Origin of the sequence: Mycobacterium spongiae, assembly GCF_018278905.1 — a bacterium.
Lineage (GTDB): Bacteria > Actinomycetota > Actinomycetes > Mycobacteriales > Mycobacteriaceae > Mycobacterium > Mycobacterium spongiae.
The window spans coordinates 567,263-584,833 of sequence record NZ_CP046600.1 but is presented as its reverse complement, the minus strand read 5'-3'; the positions used below and the strand labels follow the sequence as shown (position 1 = coordinate 584,833).

The following is a 17,571-nucleotide window of genomic DNA, read 5'->3' as shown; positions in this document are numbered from 1 at the left end:
GTTCAAGCACGCGCGATGCAGCGTCCTCGACCGAACCCGGGAGGTTGACATCAGCAACGTGACAACGGCCGCCGCGTTGGCCGTCTTCCCCGTTCTCGCGGCGAGCCTCGGCGGCGCTGTCGCAGTCGTGCGTAGACCATCCGCGGCGCTGGTCAGCGGCGTACAGCACTTCGCCGCGGGCGTCGTCATGGCCGCCCTCGCCGGCGAGGTGCTCCCAGACTTGCGCGAGCGGGGTCCGCTCTGGCTGATCGTTGTGGGCTTCACCGCGGGTGTCGCGCTCCTCGTCTGGTTTCGTCAATTCGAAGACCATGGAGACCATGAGGAGGCACACCAAGGTGATGGCGCAGACCATGACGAAAACCATGGCGCCGGTCGACTACCCATCGGGTTCCTCGCCGTGGTCGGGGTCGATCTCTTCATCGACGGGTTGCTTGTCGCTACGGGCGCAACGGTGTCGACCCGAACCGCAATCATCATCACGATCGCGCTGACGGTCGAGGTGTTGTTTCTCGGCCTGGCCGTGGCGCTGCGACTCACGGGCTCCGGGGTGCCGAGGACGCGCGCCGCAGTGACCACCGCGGGAGTCAGCACGCTCACCGCCGCGGGTGCAGTGCTGGGCGCGGTCGCGCTCGCCTGGACCGGACCGGCGGTGCTCACCTTCGTGCTCGCCTTCGCCGCCGCGGCATTGCTGTGGCTTGTCGTGGAGGAACTCCTCGTCGAGGCGCACGAGACACCCGAGCGGCCGTGGATGGCGGTGATGTTCTTCGCGGGATTCCTGATCTTGTACAGCCTGGGCGTGCTGGAATGACCGCAGATGCTAGCCTTCGGTGCACCGCGCCGATGTAGTTCAATGGCAGAACATCAGCTTCCCAAGCTGAATACGCGGGTTCGATTCCCGTCATCGGCTCCACTAGTACCCGCGCGACCGCTGTTCCGGGAAGGCGCCATTGTGCGGGACTATGAGCGTTTCAGATTCGTGCCAGTTCGCGTCGAAGTCCTCGTGCGCCCTTATCGAGCAGGTCTGCGACTATAGGTCGCAGAAACGGTTCGACCCAGCGAAGCCAGCCCTGGAACGCGAACCTGACACGGTAGACGACCAGGCTGCCCCTCGGGTGTGCGGTGACGGTGATGGTGTCCAGGGCAATGAGCGAGGCGTTCTCGCCGCGGAGTTCGATCGCTCTACCTGGTGTCACATCGACGACTTCGTAGACAAGGTCGCTGGTACGGCCCGCGAACCGCGAGGTATTGGCGTAGCGAGTTCCGACTCCACCATCACCGGCTATGCGTACCGTCCGGACCGTGCCGGGATCCCACTGCTCGGTCGTGGTGAAATCGGCCAGGTAGGCGAACACAGCGTCCGGTGCGGAATCGGTGGCCAACTCACGCTGCATCTCAATCACGTGCACTCCTTGTGAAAGTAGTTAGGACTCGTCGCTGCGGGGTTCATCGCCGGCCACGACGAGGCTGATACCTATTCGGTGCACAACGGCTCATGGATGGGTGATGCGCCAAGACTCCTCGTCAGCGTGGGCCGACATTGATTGCCTGCATTCGTGTCCGATCCCGCCGGCTCGATTTTGCGGGAGCTACTGGGCCAGGTCTTTGCGGTAGTCGCCTCACTCGCCATGCACAAGCAACTGGCGGTCCGCCGCCGACCCTTCGACAAGGCGGGTGAGGGACTCGGCGCGCCAGATCCTCCCGTTTCGCAGCGTGTACAGGCTGATCGTCTTAATTGTGAGCTGCTGGCAGTCTTTGGCCGTCGCACGAACGAGATGCACATCGGCGATCCGATCACCCTCGGCGATCACCGAAAGGTACTCGAAGCTGACGTCCGTGTAGTCCTTCCGGAGAAGATCGATTCGCGCGTCGAGTTGCGACCGGCCGATGCTGGTGTCGTCGATAATCTGCTCAAAATCTTCAGTGAAATAGCGGTCGGTGATCGTAGAATCAGCGTCCGGATCACACACGGCCTTGGCCATCTCGTCCAGAAATGCTCTTGCCTTCTCGCTGTTCATGATTCCGGTTTTACTCCTTTCCCGCTCCGATGGTGGTCGAGAAGTTAACTCCACTCGAAGCCCGGACCGCTAGCCAGGATCTGTGGTCCGTGCCATTGGAGCCCTTGGTTGCGAGCTGACGGCTCTAGCCCCCGGATTCGCTGATGCCTATGCGTTGATGCAGCCGCACCAACGGCGGTGGTGCCCACCAATTCCACTTGCCCATGAGATGCATGAACGCCGGAACCAAAACCATCCGCACCACCGTGGCATCCACGAGCACCGCAATCGTCAGCCCGAGTCCGAACATCCGCATGAACGAGACCTCGGCAGCGGTCAGCGCCGCGAAGCTGATCGCCATGATCAGCGCTGCGGCCGTGATCACCCGACCGGTATAGGCCAGGCCGAGGGCCACACTTTCATCGTTAGCCGCCTGGGAGTTGGTCGCCGATGTGTCCTGACCCAATTCGAGCCAGTACTCGCGAATTCTCGAGACCAGGAAAACCTCGTAGTCCATGGACAACCCGAACGCGATACAGAACAACAGAATAGGAATGTTGGCCACGATCGTTCCGGTCGACGTCGTGCCCAGCGCGCCGAGGTGTCCTTCCTGGAATATCCACACCAGCGCGCCGAACGTGGCAGTCAACGACAGCACGTTGAGGATGACCGCCTTCACCGGCAGCACGACGCTGCCGGTCAGCAAGAACAGCAGCCCGAAGGTGATCACGGCGATCAGACCAAGCACCCACGGTATCCGGGAAATGATCGAGTGCACGCTGTCGCGGTTGACCTGGGCCAATCCGGCGAACTCGACCGTCCACCTACCCGGCGGGCTGACCGCGTGTAGCGCATCGAGCTGATTTTCTGAGTCGTCCGAGTACAGCGCCACCACACTGTTCACGGTCAGATACGCGCTGTCTCCGGACATGCCGGTAGGGCCGGTCGGAGGCCCAACCAACCTGCCGCCGACGTACGTCCCCGACGGGGCCGACACGTCCGAGACGTCGGGCACCTGTGACAACGCCGTGGCGTAGTGGCTGAGTTGGTGCGGGTTCAGGTTTGTGGCGCCGGTGATGACGACCTGCAGCGCCTTTTCCGTGTCGTCGACGAAGTCGTTGCGCAGCTCGTCGCCGACCTGACGTGACGAGGCCGACACCGGTAGCACCCGATCGTCCGGGTAGCCCCAGCGCACACCGAGAAAGGGCGCTCCGACGAGCAGCAGGAGCGCCACCACGGCAAGCCCGATCGGCACGGAGCGACGCATGACAAACCGCGTCGACCGATACCAGAAGAGCTGATGTGCCTGACGGCGCTCTGGTTCGGGCCGCCGCAACACTCGGCGTAGCAGTCGACGCGCGTCCAGGGCGCTCAGACGGTCACCGAGCAGGACAATGGCCGCTGGCGTCAACACGATTGCACTTGTCGCCGCGAACGCGACTGTCGCGACTCCGGCGTAGGCGAACGACTTGAGAAAGTACATCGGAAACAGCACCATCGCCGACATCGATAGGGCGACGGTCGTCGCTGAGAACAACACCGTGCGGCCGGCGGTGACCATGGTGCGCACCAGCGCCAGCTCGCGGACGGTGCCTTCGGCGAGTTCCTCGCGATAGCGGCTGATGATCAGCAGCGTGTAGTCGATGGCCAGCGCCAAGCCCATGGCGGTAGTGAGGTTGAGCGCGTAAATCGACACGTCGGTGGCGTACGTGATCAGCCGTAGGACCGACAACGTGCCGAGAATGGCGAACATACCGACGATAGCCGGAACTGCGGCCGCCAACAGTCCACCGAAAACCCAGACCAGCACAACGAAGCTCAACGGGACAGCGATCGACTCCATGCGCACCAAATCACGCTCGGATTGGTCGTTGACCTGCGAGTACACCATCGCGGACCCGCCGGCGCGGACGGTAACCCCCTCCTGGTCGACGGTCAGCTCATCCGCGAGTTGCTTCGCATACTTCTGGGCCTTGTTCTCGCCGCCGGCGAGGTCGGCGACGATCAGGCCGGTCTTCCCGTCCCTGCTCACCAAGGCCGATGCGGCCGATGCCGGCGCGCTCCACGCCGAGGTGACGCTCAGCACGTGCGGTGACGCGTGCAGCCCGTCGACGATATGGGTGGCGGCGGTCCGGGCGGCAGTGCTGGTGGTGCCCTCCGGCGCCGTCACGCTGAACAGGAGTTGCTGGTCGCTTTGGTGGAAGGTGTCGCGCAATACCGCGGTGGCCCGCGACGACTGGGAACTCGGGTCATCGAAGCCGCCGGCGGACAGATGGTCGGCCACGGGGACGCCGAAGACGCCCGCGCCAATCATCACGAGTGCCGCGAGACCGAGGATGCGGCGCGGTGCGGCGATGGCCAGGGTCGCGATACGGTGCAGCATGCCTGGCCCTCCCGCCTGTCCTGCGGATTCATCGTCAGACGTGTTCAAGTCAACTACGTTCGCGCGCAGCTTGCAGCACGATCGTCACGTCGCCGCGCAGCGATGCCACCGCAGGTTCTAAAATCCGGTACCCGCGGTACTGTATACCTTCGCGCCGTGCGTTTCGTCGCCAGGCAGCAAGGCACGTGGTGTTGCCTCGCCCGCTAGAAATCTGTTTCGTCGAGCCGCGAATGCGTTAGCCGTGTCGGCTGCCCATGGCGTTCCACCCACGCCTGAAACCCACCACCACTGCGGCGGTCGTGTTCACCACCGGCCTCGGTCGGCGTGACGCGGCCGGTAAGCGGGCATAGCCGGCGCAACCAGCGGGCGAAGCGCCACGTTCCGGATCAGCCCGCCGGAGCCGTGTCGGTACTTACCTTTTGGGCTTCGGCCGTCAGCTCGATCAGGTTGGTGCCGATCGGTCCATTCGCCTTGATCATGTTCGCCATCCATACGGTGCCGCTGGCGAGGAACCGGGCGGTGCGGTTGGTGTAGAGGTGTCCCTGGCCGGCTTCGATGTAGCTGGGCCCGGGTCCGGCGTCGCCCACCCAGTAGCAGTCAGCGTTGGGCGGGACGGTGCACCCGTAGTGCGTGAAGTTGTAGAGCGTGGTGGCGCAGCAGTCGTGGGCGCCGTCCTCGTTGCCCGTGACGATAACCCCCACGACCTTCCCGTAGAGCGGGTACTGCCCGGTGCGGGGGTCCAGATCGCGATACGAACCGTCGAGCCGCTCGCACATCAGCTGACATAGCGAGCTGCGCACCCCCATCCACACCGGCATCGATGGGATCAGAATGTCAGCGTCCTTGATCTTTGCGTAGATCTCGGGCCATTCGTCGCCATCGCCCATGTCGGACTCGGTGCCGTAGGCGATGTTGTAGTCAACCAGTCGAACGGTCTCGCATTCGACGCCCATCGGCTCCATGAGACCAGCGACCAGGTCGATGAGGGCCTGGGTGTTGGAGACGGCGGGTGACTTCTTCAGCGTGCAGTTGAGAAAGAGCGCCTTGAGGGTCAATTGTGCTTCTCCGCATCGTATTTGAACCGTATCGGTGGATACGGCGCCACTGTTGGGGCGTCGCTGACGCCTGTGGTGAGCGTAGCCCAACCGCCGTCGCCGTCACGGCCCGCCGCGACCATGCGCGGTCGGTTCTGCGGAGTGCGATACTTGCGTCATGGGCGATGCCCGTGCGCCTAGCCTCGAGTTCTTGCGCAGTCCGGGACGGATTGCCATGGCGCACCGGGGATTTACGTCGTTTCGTGTGCCGATGAACAGTATGGGCGCCTTCCGCGAGGCGGCCAGTCTGGGGTTTCGCTACATCGAGACCGACGTCCGCGCGACCCGCGACGGTGTAGCGGTGATCCTGCACGACCGCAGAATCCAACCCGAATCCGGCGTCACCGGCGCCGTCGATCGACGGTATTGGCGAGATGTCCGCCAAGCACAGTTGGGGGCGGGGGAGTCGATCCCCCGCCTGGAAGACCTCCTCGACGCACTGCCGGACATACGGGTCAACATCGACATCAAAGCCGCGTCAGCGATCGAACCCACGGTCGCCGTCATCGAGCGACTCAACGCCCACCGCCGGGTGCTGATCGGCTCGTTTTCCGATCGTCGTCGCCGGCAAGCGTTGCGTCTGCTCTCCAAACGGGTGGCCACGTCGGCCGGCAGCGGGGCGTTGCTGGCGCTGCTCGCGGCACGAACGGCCGCCAGCCAGGCATACGCCTGGCGGGTGTTGCGCGACAGTGATTGCCTTCAGCTGCCGCCGCGGATCGGCGGCCTACCCATTATCACGCCGAGAATGGTTCAGAAAGTTCATGATTCGGGACGCCAGGTGCATGCTTGGACGATCGACGACCCCGACGCCATGCATGCTCTTCTCGACATGGGTGTGGACGGCATCATCACCGATCGCGCGGACCTGCTCCGCGATGTTCTCGTCGGCCGCGGCGAATGGGACACCACCTAGCGCTTGGGGGCGACTGGGGTCAGTACGCCGTGTCACCCACGGCGGATCGGGTCATCGGGATGCGGACCCAGCGGCGTTGTCTCGATCGTCATCCAGCCAGACAGCGGCAGCGATTCCAGAATGGCCATCAGCTCGCCCGGATCGCGAGCACGCCACAGGCCGAGGGTATGGGGGCCATCCGGCCCACCACCTAGCGACCACAACCGCACCAGGTGCCCCCGCTGCGCCAGCGCCCGGTGGCGTTGAGCCTCCCGAGCCGTTGTGTCGTCGACGACATGATCCGGGGTCCCGGCCGGCACCGCCATAGTCATCGCGATCAGAAATTCTGGACCCTTCCCCGGGACACCGGAGATCCCCGCGGAAACCGGGTCATTCGGATGTGTCCGCAAGGCCGTGACGTCGTCTGTGCGCCAAGTGCGCGACGGCATCGAGGCAAGCAGCCGCTCTAGCTGGCGGTCGTCGTCGGCGCAAAACAGACCGAAGGTCCGTATCCCGCCCGGCAACGGCGGCGGGCGCCACAACCGCAGCAATTGGCCGTGCGCCGCGAGTTCGCGCAAGCGTGCACCGTCGCGAGCGCGGACCACGGCGACCTCGTCTTGAGAAGCGCCGTCGGGAATCCGGGTGGTCATGACTACCAAGAACTCCATACTGTCTCCCGAGCGATCGGTCTTCAGTTCGTATCACCTGCCGCCCGGTCTCGGGTCGGCGTGGCGCGCAGGACTCCAACCAGCAACGCCGACATCAGCATCACGAGACCGACCAACCACATGCCGGCCTTGTCCGTTCCGGTGGCTTGTTCAAGCGCACCGGTTACGTAGGGGGCAACGAAGCCGCCGAGATTGCCGATCGAGTTGATCAGCCCGATCGCTCCCGCTGCCGCGGTGCCGGCGAGGAAGCGCGACGGCAATGCCCAGAAACTGGGGATGGCACCGAACACCGCCGTCGCAGTGATGGCCACGAATATCACGACCAGCACTGGGCTGTGCAGGTACAGCGCGACCGGAATGGCCAGTCCGCCAACAAAGAGCGCGATCGCGACATGCCGCACGTGGTCGCCGGTGCGGTCAGCATGGCGCGACCAGAGGTACATCCCCACCGCCGCGCACGCATAGGGAATCGCGGTGATCAGGCCTATCTGAACGATAGAGAGTTCGATCCGGAACGTCTTCCGGAACCCCGAGATGATCGACGGCATATAGAACGCCAACGCGTAGAGGCCGTAGGCAATACCGAAGTAGACCAGTGCCAACGCCCAGACCCGTGGGCTGGTGAGCGCACCCCGCAACGAAAAGCGAAAATCACTGCGAACCTGGCGCCGCTCCTGGGCAAGCACGTCGACGAGCCAGCGCCGTTCGTCGGGTTGTAGCCACCGCGCTTTATCCGGACTGTCGGTCAGATAGAACCAGCAGATCACTCCGAGGGCGATGGCCGGGACGCCCTCGCAGATCATCATGAATTGCCAGCCCGCCATCCCGAAAACCCCATCGCCGACCTGGATCAACCAGGCGGACACCGGTGTGCCTACCGCGGCCGCGATGGGGCTGGCCGTCATGAAAAGCGCGATCATGCGCGCCCGGTAGCCGCGCGGAAACCAGCGGCTCAGGTAGAAGATGACCCCGGGAAACAGGCCCGCTTCGGCGACCCCGAGAAGAAACCGCAGGGCTAGCAACGTCGCAACGTTCGGCGCGAAACCGATGGCCACGACAACGATCCCCCACGACACCGCGATGCGCGCCAGCCAACGGCGCGCACCGTAGCGGTACAGGGCAAGGTTGGATGGAACCTCGACGAGCACATACCCGACGAAGAAGATCCCCGAGACGAGCCCGAACATTGTCGATGACAGTTGCAGGTGCGTGCTGATGTCGTTCTTGGCGATACCCAGGTTGATGCGGTCCAGGTAGTTGACGAAGTACAGGGCCATCAAGAACGGGACGATGCGGATACTCGCGCTGCGAATCGTGCGCGCCGACACTGATCGCGCGCCCGCGGCTACGACGTGCATCGTGCCTCCCAGCGACCGGCCCCGATAGCACTGTCGTGGCCCGGCTCGCGACGCAGCACGGCTACCGGGAATCGGACCTGAGGTTGCGGCGACGCGTGCGACATCCCCGCCTGCTGGACCGATTACCAGTCAGGCCGGCGCACGTGCAACCCGACAATAGGGTGCGTCCTAGAAGACGCGTACCCAGTCGACGAGCATCTCTTGCGGATAAGAGCCAGCCGCGGGGTCGCCGCCACCGGAACCACCCACCGCCAGGTTCAAGACGGGAAACACCGTGTAGCCGGGGTCGTTGAACGGCCACTCGCGGATGGGTTCGTTCAGATCCTCGATGCCGATCGCCGGAACTGAGAAGTACGGCTCCATCCCGTCCGCGTAGTCCAGCCAGAAATACATGCCGGTGGGGTTCCAGGTGACGCGCCAGTTGTGCCAGGCGGCGTCGACGCCGATGGGGAAGGTTTCGAACGCGGTGCCGTCGGGGTTGGCGTGCACGGTCGTTCCCGACGGCCAGTTCCCGTTGCCGTACCACTCGATCAGGTCGATTTCCCCGCTGCGACCGGGATCGTCGTTGGACAGCCACCAGGCGGGCCACATGCCCGGAGCGAGGCAGTTGAACTTGATGCGTGCCTCCCAGGTGGTTCCGATCCCGCCCCGCCACAGGCCATGGACCAGGCCGCCGAAGTAGTTGTTGCCCTCCCGTGTGGCGCGCAGAACGAGGTTGGAGTTGCCGTCGACGAACACGTTTTGGCGGCTGTCGCGGTACTCCCCAAAGAACTGCGGCCGATCAAATCCCACCGGGTTCCTGATGGGCGTCCGGTGGTTCGACACCCGCCATTTCGACGGGTCGGGGGCCGAACCGGCCGGACCGTCAAACTCGTCGGCGAACAGGAGTCCCCCGGGTGCCGCGGCCGGTGCGGCAGGTGCGGGCGCCGGGTCGGCCGGTGCCGCCGGTCGCGACGGGTCGGCCGAGGCTTTCGGGGCGGGGATCGCGGCTGCCAGAGCGCCGAACCCCGCCATCATCATCATGTGGCGACGATCCATCTGAGGCATAAGCATGGGACGATAGCAGGCCAACCCGAATCACGAAGAACTCGGCGATCGGGCGGCGATCGAGATCGGAAGGAACCCCCGGCTCAGCGCCCGACGCCCGACGGGTTCAGCGCGGTGTGGGATCGCTGAGCTTGACCAGCGTCTTGCCGATGTTGACGCCGGTGAACAGGCCATTGAGGGCGTCGACGCACGACTCGATTCCCTCGAAGATGGTTTGGCGGTGCACGAGCCGCCCCTGCGCCTCCCACTGGCGAAGCGCGGCGAAGGCTTCGTCGAAACGGCCCCACTGGTCCAGAGCATTGAAACCCTGCATGAGTGCGGTCTTGGCCAGCAGGTTCACGTAGTTGGCCGGTCCCGGATGCTCACCGGTCAGATAGCTGGAGATGACGCCGCACAACACGACTCTCGCTCTCGATGCCAACCGGCCCAAGACCGCGTCGAGGATCGGACCACCGACGTTGTCAAAGTAGACATCGACCCGTCGCGGACACTGCTCTTTGAGTGCAGCGGCCAGGTTGCCCGCCTTGTAGTCGATGCAGGCGTCAAACCCGAAGTCGTCGACCACCGCGCGGCACTTGGCCGGCCCGCCCGCGATCCCTACGACCCGGGCTCCGGCGATCTTGGCAATCTGACCAGCCACCGATCCGGTTGCACCGGCCGCTGCCGAGACCACCACCGTTTCCCCCGGCTGCGGGCGGCCGATGTCGGTCATCCCGAAGTAGGCGGTGGCGCCGGTCGGACCGTATACCGACATGATCGCCAGCTGGTCATCCTCGCCCGGGATCGGTGTGCTGAATACGTCGTCGCGCACGATGACGTACTCCTGAAAGCCTGTCAGCGTGGTGACCACGTCGCCGACGGCGTAAGCCGCACAGCGCGACTCGACGACCTGGCCGATCCCGGCCGCCCGCACAACCTCGCCGAGTTGCACCGGCGGAAGGTAGCCGGCCTGGTCATCGAGCCAGGTCCGGGCGGCTGCGTCAATGCCCACGTATGTCGTGCGCACGAGCGCCTCGCCAGCGGCCGGCTCGGGGGCCGCCGAGACGACCAATTCGGTGTCGCCGGGCGCAACGAGTCCGGTGGGGCGTCGGCGCAACACGATCTGGCGATTCGACAATTCGGCCACTCTGCCGAAACTACCCAGTCAGGCCGAAACTACCCAGTCAGGCCGAAACTACCCAGTCAGGCCGAAACTACCCAGTCAACCTATTCGAGCTATTCGAGGCCCGCCCCTGTGTGGGAGCATCTGTGCATGAACCCAGAGGATGACCCGGAGGCCCGGATTCGGGAGCTGGAGCGACCACTGGCCGACGTGGCCCGTGCATCCGAAATCGGAAGTACGCAACCGGGCGACTACTCCTACTCATCCGACGGTTACACCTACCCACCGGCGCCACCGCCGCCGAGCTATGGCTCCCCGTTCCCCGGGGCAACGCCGAGATCATCGACGGGTAATCGGGTCTGGTGGATCGTGGCCGCAGTCGGAGTTTTTGGCGTGCTGGCTCTGGTGGGCGGCATCGCCGCGTTCACCGCCCGCCAACTCTCCGGTGACGGCGTAATCAGCCTGTCTCCGTCTCCGAGTGCCCCGGGTGCGACCGCGTGGCCCAAGGAGAACCCCCCTGGCTCGCCCCCCTCCGACCGCGGGACTGCGACGCCGACTGCGGGACCGGCCACTTCGCTCCCGCCCCTTGGTGGTCGGCTCAGCGTGTCCGGCGTCAACGCCGACAAGACGATCGTCTGCAACGACAGCATCGTCACCGTCAGCGGGATGTCCAACACGGTGATCATCACCGGCCACTGCGCGACCCTCACCGTGTCCGGCATGCAGAACTCGGTCACCGTCGATAGCTCCGACACCATCATCGCGTCTGGTCTCAACAACCAGGTCACGTATCACTCAGGCGCGCCGAAGATCACCAAATCCGGCAGAGCGAACGTCGTCGAGCAGGGCTGACCCGGCGGCTTAGGGCGTCTCGTCCGTCGGACCGGTCGGACCGGTCGGCTCTGATGGATCGTCGAGCACGCTGACCGCGATGCCGTACGGGAGAAAACGGACCTTACGCGTCGGGTCCGTGTTGTCTTTGTGGGCGCGTAGGGCATCCAATTCGGTCGCATAGACCTGCTCGACGCGGGCACCACCATCGGCATCCGTGGTGTAGATGGCCCAGATGCCATCACCCGCCTCGCCAGTTGTTTCCGGCGCGGGGCGCGACCGCGCTGACAAGTCCTCGAAGATCCCCGACCACCCCGACCGGACTCCGGGTCCGCTGAGGAACCTGCCGATCCGCTCGAATGCGTCGCGCAGTCCCTCACTTCCCTCCCTGATCACCCGCTCGAATTCGTCGGGATCAAATCCGAACCGATCATCGTCGCCCACGCGACCTCCTCATCGCTCGTACCGCTATGCCCAGTGTGCGCTCAGTCGACGCAATCCGCCACGCGCTACGGGAGGGGCACTAGGCCCGGCTCGATCGGCGGCGGTGGCGGCGGTGGTGGCGGTGGCGGTGGCGGCGGTGCAATCGGAATCGGGATCGTGACGAAGGGCAAGTGCAGGTAGACCGTCATCATCGGGGTAGGTGGCGGTAGTGGCGCCGGTGGCGGCGGTGCGGGTATTGCGGCCGGGGGTGTGGTTTGCGGGGCGACCGGAAGCGGGGTCTGTTGGACCGGGATGGGCACCGAGCGCCGAGTCGGCACCGGACGCGGTGTGGCCGGTACCACGTTCGCCGCGGTGCGCGGCGCCCGCGGTAGTGGGGGCGGCGGCTCGGGCGGGTTCAGCACCTCCGCCGCGGGTGCTACCGGCACCGGGCTGGGAGCAGGCGGCGCGGCCTCCTGCGTTTCCGGGTCGATCGTCGCCGGCAGCGAGGCTGGAACCTCGGGCGGGATCCGCGCCGGGACATCGGCCGCCGAGGACTCGACCGCAGGGGTGGAGATGCTTTGTGTACCCGCCGGTGAACCGGGCTGCTGCGCGGCCAACGGCCGAACATCAGACGAGACCATCAGCAATCCCGCCGCGACGGCCGCGGCCCCGGCCATCGCGCTACCGGCCAGCACGAGCGGCCTGCGGCGCCGACCACTCTCCTCGTACTCGTCCGGGTCGTCGTTCAGGGCGCTGTAGGCCAGGCCGCTGGCTCCCGGATCGGCCTGGGCACATACGTCGAGATAGCTCGGACTCAGGGCTGCAGGGTTCACCTCGCCGGTACCGGGATCGAGCGCGTAGGCCAGGGCGGCGGTGGACGACGCGAACAGCGGCGCGTTCGCCGACGCCAGCGCCGCCCCCCGGGCCAACGCGAGCGCCGGTTCCTCGGGCACGTTCACCACAAGCGACGTGGCCGCCTCCAGTGCGGGTTTGACCGCGACAACATCGACCCCGCACCCCACGAGCAGCAACCCGTCGGCCCGCGAGGCCGGGCCATCCAGACCGGCGACCATGGTCGCCAGTACGGCCGCGACGGCACCTTGTGAGCCTTGGGGGTCTGCCAAAGGCTGCCGGTGCAAATCGACGATCGAACCGTCGGCCACATCAACAATGGCCAATGTCGCGCTGTTCGCCTCGACGAACACCATGGCGATGTGTTCGTAGCCGATCGCGAAGCCGACCGTCTGCGCCAGAGCGGCCGCCGCTAGCAACGGGGATACGAGCATGACGCTGCCGACGTCGTGGGTAGCGAGCCGGGTTCGTAGCGCGCTGACCTCGGCTGGGTCGGTCCACGTCACACCGATCGTCAACAGCCGGTGGCCGCCCTCGGCAGCGCCTTCTCGGGTGCCGATGATCGCGGCCATCGCCGAATCGGCCCCAGGAGAACTTGCCGGGCGCGGGGCCTTGTCCGATTGCGGGACGACGTCGAAGTTGCCTTCTTCAACGGTGACACCGTCGGCGTTCTCGCCCTCGATCAGCAGCAAACGCACCATCGTGGGCTCCATCGAAACCCCAAGTACGATGTCCATCCGGCCCTCCACGGCCATCGGCTCGCTAGCCATGGGGTCTTGGCGAACGGGTTTGGCGCGCAACAAATTACGCCGCACATCGATGCGGCGACGACACCCCGACTAGCTGGAACTTTGTGCAGTTTTGCCTGCTCAAGCCTACTTCGTGCGGGGCCAGCCGAAGCCGAATTCTGGCCAAGCTCACATGTCGGAGCGGCGCGGCCGATCCCCCGCCAGCTCAGAGTTCATTCAGGGCCAGGAATCAAGAAGGGGTTCTCTGGTGCTAGATCACCGAAATGCTTCGGGACCGGGACCGGGATCGGGATGGGTATCCCCGGGATGTGTAACCACTCCGTCTTCATCTTCGGCGTCGGCGCCGTGGGAGACGCCGGAGTTGCAGCAGGCGGACTCGCCGGAGTCATTGGAGCCGCAGCCTCGGGAGCCGCAGCAGTCGTCGCAGTCCCCTCAAGCGTGGGAGTCATGGGAGTAGTGGACGGGGTTGTGACCGTCGGCGAGGTGGTGGCCGGCGGCGCAGTCGTCGTTGGGGTGGTTGTCGCCGCCGGTGCTTGCGAGGGGGTTGTCGTCGCGGGTGTGACTGGCGGCACCGTTGTCGGTGTCACCTCGGGCGCCGGCGCTGCCGCCGATGGCATCGGTGGCGCGGCAGCGCTGGTCGGAGCCGCACTGGGGATCGGCACGGCGGTGGGGCTCGGCGGGAGGGAAATCTCAGCTTCCGGCTCAGTCTCCCCGAATCGGGAGGGCGGCACGGGCGCGATGCTCGGAACGATCGGGATCTGGGAGGCCTGGCGCCTTTCGATGGCCGTCACGGTGAATCCCACGCCCCCAATCGCGGTCATAGCCACCGCTGCCGAGAGCCCGATGAGCAACTGCGATACCCGCAACCGGCGCCACGGCGGTTCCTTGGGCAGCTCGATCGCGTTCAACCGCATCGACCAGCAGGGACCCTCTTCGTTGTAGGGATCCTCGTCAAAGCGCGCCGGCGCATCGCTCGGGAAGTCAGTCTGCGACCAGGCCAACTCCCGATCCGTTAAAGCCTCCGCGTCGATGACCATCACGTCACCGGCCGGCAGTTCGATCACATTGGTGCCCGGAGCCGCCTTCGCGAGCAGGCCTATCGACGCTCGCGTCGCGACATTGTGCTCCCGGCCGCGGGTGGCGAGCAGCAATGCGCCCGAAGCCGCCGAATACGCCGGTTGCGACGCGGTCAGCACCGGCCGGCCGATGTGACTCGAAAGACGTTGCGCGACAAGCGGGATATTGGCACCGCCACCCACGGTGACGACCGCCGCCAGGTCGGCGAAACCGGCGCGATTGCGCGCCAGCATGTCGTCGAACGCGCGGATGAAACCGTTCAGCCCGTCGGAGATCAGGTCTTCCAGCTGCGCTCGAGTCACCTGTACGCTGAGCCGTCGTCCCCGAAGTTCCGCAGCCAATTCCGTTACACCGTAGGCCGATAACCGTTCCTTGGCCGCACGACACTGCTCTCTGAGTTGGCAGACTTGTCCGACCGCGGTGTTGGCGGTGGCAGGGTGGTCGCTGTGTCCTAGTTCGTCAAGTGCATACGCCAGCAGCGCTTGGTCGATCCCGTTTCCCGAGAAGCCTTCGTAGCGCATGGTGTCGCTGACCGGCTCGAGATCCGATGCCCCGAAATCCACTGCAAAATCGGCAGTTCTTTCAACCAACGTTGCGTACGTACCAGAACTACCGAAGTCAAGCAGCCCCACCACACCGCTAAGCGGAAGTTCCAACTCAGAGTTCACCGCCGCTAGCGCCGCGACCGCATCCGACACCAGACGCGGCGCCATGCCGCTGCGGACGAAGCCGATGTGCGTCCGCAACCCGTTACGTAACGCCTGCACGGTTGCCGGAGTCCAATGCGCTGGAACGGCTATCGAAATCTCCGACGAACTCGTATCCGCGCCGGCGGCGACCGCCATCGCGTCGAGCGCTTCAACGAGCAATAGCTCCGGATCGTGCACGGATCCGTCTGGAGACACCAGCTCCGCCGCGTCAACGATGCGCTCCACAAAACCAGTGATCCGGGTTCCGGAGTCGGTCGCATTCGGGTTCTCGCCAAGCGCGCCGATTTTCGGAGCACAGTGCGGATACAGGGTCAGCGCGGCGCGTCGGCACACCGGCGTTATCCCATTTCGAGCGGCAACCAGGTTCGCGGTCCCGATCGACAACCCCAGCGGGTCGTACATAGAGCGAAGACTTTCGTCGATGGGGGTTTCGGCCAGCGTTAACCCTAGCTGCGCAGTCACCGTATCCAGTTCGGTCCCAACCTCATTGGTACGCGCTCGATGCCCAGGTGTCACCCAAGTGGTACCGCAATCGCCTTGACAGGAGGCGTCGGGCTCACACCACGGTCAGCGGCAGCGAGCGCCTCGGTTCGAACCGGAAGTCGGCTCCCCCGCTGACCTTGGCTACCAGCACTTCTGGTAACTCGGCCACCGGGGTATCGGTGTGTGTGAGTTCTGCGATCCAGTCGGTGGGCGTTCCAGTGACCTGAACCTGGACATACGGGTCAACAGCCGTGGCGATGGACTGCAGCGGCGCCACGCTGTCGGGTGTGCAGAGCGAGATCCAGGCACCGTCGACGTGGGCCGGGGACGGGTGGACCGCCAGCCGGCCGGCCGAGTTTTCGGCAGCAACGTAGCCGGCAGGGTTGAGCAGCGGATGCAACTCCAATACCCGCCGCACACCTTCGATTCCGCCGGGAGATCCCAGGGCACGGTGAATGCGTTCCGCGGCGAGCCCGGCAACGCCGATCAACTGGCGCGTGTTCACCGAGACAGCCAGTTCGGCGTCGGTTGCGGCGCGTTTGGCCACCGCAATGACAAACGAGAGATTCAGCAGGTGCATCTGCAGGCATACTTCCTCGGCGATCCGCACCAGCGCGGAGTGCGAGAAGGCACCGAAGTCAAGATCGGACAGCAACGCACCTGAATAGTCGGCCGATCCCTCGTCCGAGGGGTCGATCGCGTCCAATTCCCAAGTTGCGGCCTTGGTTTCACGGACCAAATCCAGCGCCGGGATGCCTTGAGCTTCGGGATAGGACTCATCGATGATCACTGTCCACGCACAGTGCGGATGCCTGTCCGAAGGGTTGCGGGGCGGCCGGTGGATGGGGCGCACCTGCGCGCGCGGGTTGGTCGCGATCGCGGTGGCGTCGAATGTCGGATCTTCGATCGTGTGGCACATGCCGGTGACGTACTCGTCACCCATCGGCTCCACATCGAGCAGCGCGCCACAGTGGTCAAGGTGGAACTGCCCGTGCCAACGGTCGCGGAGGGTGAAGCGGAAGTCCATGAACTGCGGCGGAGCACCGATGTCGAGCTGCAGCCCCTTGAAGATGGTCGGTACGTCGTCGCCCTCAAAGCTCAGCGCCCGCTGCATCCGCTTGGTGTAGATGGGGCTCGCGCCCGCCCATTCTTCGATGGCGATCTGCAGCATCTCCTCGCGGCCGAACGCCTGGATACACCAGGCCATACCCGAGCGGTCGATCATCTGCCCGATCAGGAGCAGTTCGGGCACCAGCGTTGCCAGCTCGCTGCGGGACAGCCCCGCATACCGAGATCGGCTCATGTCCCCAAAGTAGCCAGCTCAGGCCTCGCGCGCCGCGCCGGGCTGGATGTGTTGCAATGGCGTAATGAGTCCGCCAGATGTGGCCGCCGATGTAGAAGCGATCAAACGAATCAAGTACCGGTACCTGCGGGCACTTGACACCAAACACTGGGATGACTTCGCTGACACGCTCACCGAGGACATTGCCGGCGACTACGGACCATCGCTCGGCAAAGAGCTGCACTTCACCAACCGCGCCGACGTGGTGGACTACATGCGCTCATCGCTTGGCCCGAACATCATCACCGAGCACCGAGTCACCCACCCGGAAATCACCGTGACCGGTGATACCGCGACGGGCAGCTGGTACCTGCAAGACCGAGTCATCGCCGCAGACCTCAACTTCATGTTGATCGGCGCGGCGTTCTATCGCGACCAGTACCGGCGCACGGCCGATGGCTGGCGGATCAGCGCCACCGGCTACGACCGAACCTACGAGGCGACAATGTCGTTGGCGGGCCTCAACTTCACGCTACAACCGGGCCGCGCCCTGGCCTGACGACCGCGGCGCAGACCCGATGGTGAACTGTGCGACGAGACCCCCCGCGGACCCGTCGCACAGTTCA

The 17,571-nt window shown here is 65.2% G+C and carries 16 protein-coding genes and 1 tRNA gene; 5 read left to right on the top strand and 12 right to left on the bottom strand.

Annotated elements, in window-relative coordinates; genetic code table 11:
- Positions 1-49: 49 nt before the first annotated feature.
- Together F6B93_RS02275 and F6B93_RS02270 are read left to right on the top strand one after the other, a co-directional pair.
- Positions 50-808 carry a ZIP family metal transporter gene (locus F6B93_RS02275; RefSeq protein WP_211699223.1) on the top strand — a complete coding sequence of 253 codons (759 nt, stop codon included), beginning with the start codon at positions 50-52 and terminating at the stop codon, positions 806-808.
- Positions 809-836: 28 nt separating this feature from the next.
- Positions 837-910, top strand: a tRNA-Gly gene (locus F6B93_RS02270).
- Positions 911-968: 58 nt separating this feature from the next.
- Here the strand turns inward: F6B93_RS02270 and F6B93_RS02265 are convergent.
- From F6B93_RS02265 to F6B93_RS02250, 4 genes are all read right to left on the bottom strand, one after another.
- Entirely contained in the window at positions 969-1,391 is a 423-nt protein-coding gene (locus F6B93_RS02265) for an SRPBCC family protein (protein WP_246541078.1), read from the bottom strand.
- Between the two features lie 225 nt (positions 1,392-1,616).
- Entirely contained in the window at positions 1,617-2,015 is a 399-nt protein-coding gene (locus tag F6B93_RS02260; protein ID WP_211697542.1) for a nuclear transport factor 2 family protein, read from the bottom strand.
- A gap of 124 nt (positions 2,016-2,139) precedes the next feature.
- Positions 2,140-4,377 carry an MMPL family transporter gene (locus tag F6B93_RS02255; protein WP_211697541.1) on the bottom strand — a complete coding sequence of 746 codons (2,238 nt, stop codon included), beginning with the start codon at positions 4,375-4,377 and terminating at the stop codon, positions 2,140-2,142.
- A gap of 386 nt (positions 4,378-4,763) precedes the next feature.
- On the bottom strand, positions 4,764-5,432 hold the full coding sequence (locus F6B93_RS02250) for a flavodoxin family protein (RefSeq protein ID WP_211697540.1): 669 nt from the start codon (positions 5,430-5,432) through the stop codon (positions 4,764-4,766).
- A 157-nt stretch (positions 5,433-5,589) separates the two neighbouring features.
- Between F6B93_RS02250 and F6B93_RS02245 the strand changes: the two genes are divergently transcribed.
- Positions 5,590-6,384 (top strand): glycerophosphodiester phosphodiesterase family protein, encoded by a 795-nt coding sequence (locus tag F6B93_RS02245; RefSeq protein ID WP_211697539.1) that lies wholly within the window; start codon positions 5,590-5,592, stop codon positions 6,382-6,384.
- A 32-nt stretch (positions 6,385-6,416) separates the two neighbouring features.
- Here the strand turns inward: F6B93_RS02245 and F6B93_RS02240 are convergent, their stop codons facing one another.
- The 4 genes from F6B93_RS02240 to F6B93_RS02225 all read right to left on the bottom strand — a co-directional run bounded on the left by F6B93_RS02240 (position 6,417) and on the right by F6B93_RS02225 (position 10,562).
- A complete protein-coding gene (locus F6B93_RS02240; protein ID WP_211697538.1) occupies positions 6,417-7,031 on the bottom strand; it encodes a muconolactone Delta-isomerase family protein in 615 nt (204 codons plus the stop codon).
- A gap of 23 nt (positions 7,032-7,054) precedes the next feature.
- A complete protein-coding gene (locus tag F6B93_RS02235) occupies positions 7,055-8,389 on the bottom strand; it encodes an MFS transporter (RefSeq protein ID WP_211697537.1) in 1,335 nt (444 codons plus the stop codon).
- 168 nt (positions 8,390-8,557) lie between these two features.
- Positions 8,558-9,442, bottom strand: a complete 885-nt coding sequence (locus F6B93_RS02230) for a glycoside hydrolase family 16 protein (RefSeq protein ID WP_211697536.1) — start codon at positions 9,440-9,442, stop codon at positions 8,558-8,560.
- Between the two features lie 100 nt (positions 9,443-9,542).
- The gene (locus F6B93_RS02225) at positions 9,543-10,562 is read right to left on the bottom strand and encodes an NADP-dependent oxidoreductase (protein WP_211697535.1); all 1,020 of its coding nucleotides are present in this window, start codon (positions 10,560-10,562) and stop codon (positions 9,543-9,545) included.
- A gap of 126 nt (positions 10,563-10,688) precedes the next feature.
- On the opposite strand from F6B93_RS02225, the gene F6B93_RS02220 reads away from it, so the two are divergent.
- On the top strand, positions 10,689-11,390 hold the full coding sequence (locus F6B93_RS02220) for a DUF3060 domain-containing protein (RefSeq protein WP_211697534.1): 702 nt from the start codon (positions 10,689-10,691) through the stop codon (positions 11,388-11,390).
- Between the two features lie 9 nt (positions 11,391-11,399).
- Here F6B93_RS02220 and F6B93_RS02215 read toward each other — a convergent pair whose 3' ends face one another.
- The 4 genes from F6B93_RS02215 to F6B93_RS02200 all read right to left on the bottom strand — a co-directional run bounded on the left by F6B93_RS02215 (position 11,400) and on the right by F6B93_RS02200 (position 16,966).
- Entirely contained in the window at positions 11,400-11,813 is a 414-nt protein-coding gene (locus F6B93_RS02215) for a hypothetical protein (RefSeq protein WP_211697533.1), read from the bottom strand.
- A gap of 65 nt (positions 11,814-11,878) precedes the next feature.
- A complete protein-coding gene (locus tag F6B93_RS02210; protein WP_211697532.1) occupies positions 11,879-13,381 on the bottom strand; it encodes a DUF7159 family protein in 1,503 nt (500 codons plus the stop codon).
- A 224-nt stretch (positions 13,382-13,605) separates the two neighbouring features.
- Positions 13,606-15,582 carry an Hsp70 family protein gene (locus F6B93_RS02205; protein WP_211697531.1) on the bottom strand — a complete coding sequence of 659 codons (1,977 nt, stop codon included), beginning with the start codon at positions 15,580-15,582 and terminating at the stop codon, positions 13,606-13,608.
- Positions 15,583-15,736: 154 nt separating this feature from the next.
- Positions 15,737-16,966, bottom strand: coding sequence for a hypothetical protein (locus F6B93_RS02200; protein ID WP_211697530.1), 1,230 nt, complete (start codon positions 16,964-16,966; stop codon positions 15,737-15,739).
- A 46-nt stretch (positions 16,967-17,012) separates the two neighbouring features.
- On the opposite strand from F6B93_RS02200, the gene F6B93_RS02195 reads away from it, so the two are divergent.
- Complete coding sequence (locus tag F6B93_RS02195; RefSeq protein ID WP_211697529.1) at positions 17,013-17,504, top strand: nuclear transport factor 2 family protein; 492 nt, start codon at positions 17,013-17,015, stop codon at positions 17,502-17,504.
- The last annotated feature ends 67 nt before the right edge of the window (positions 17,505-17,571 follow it).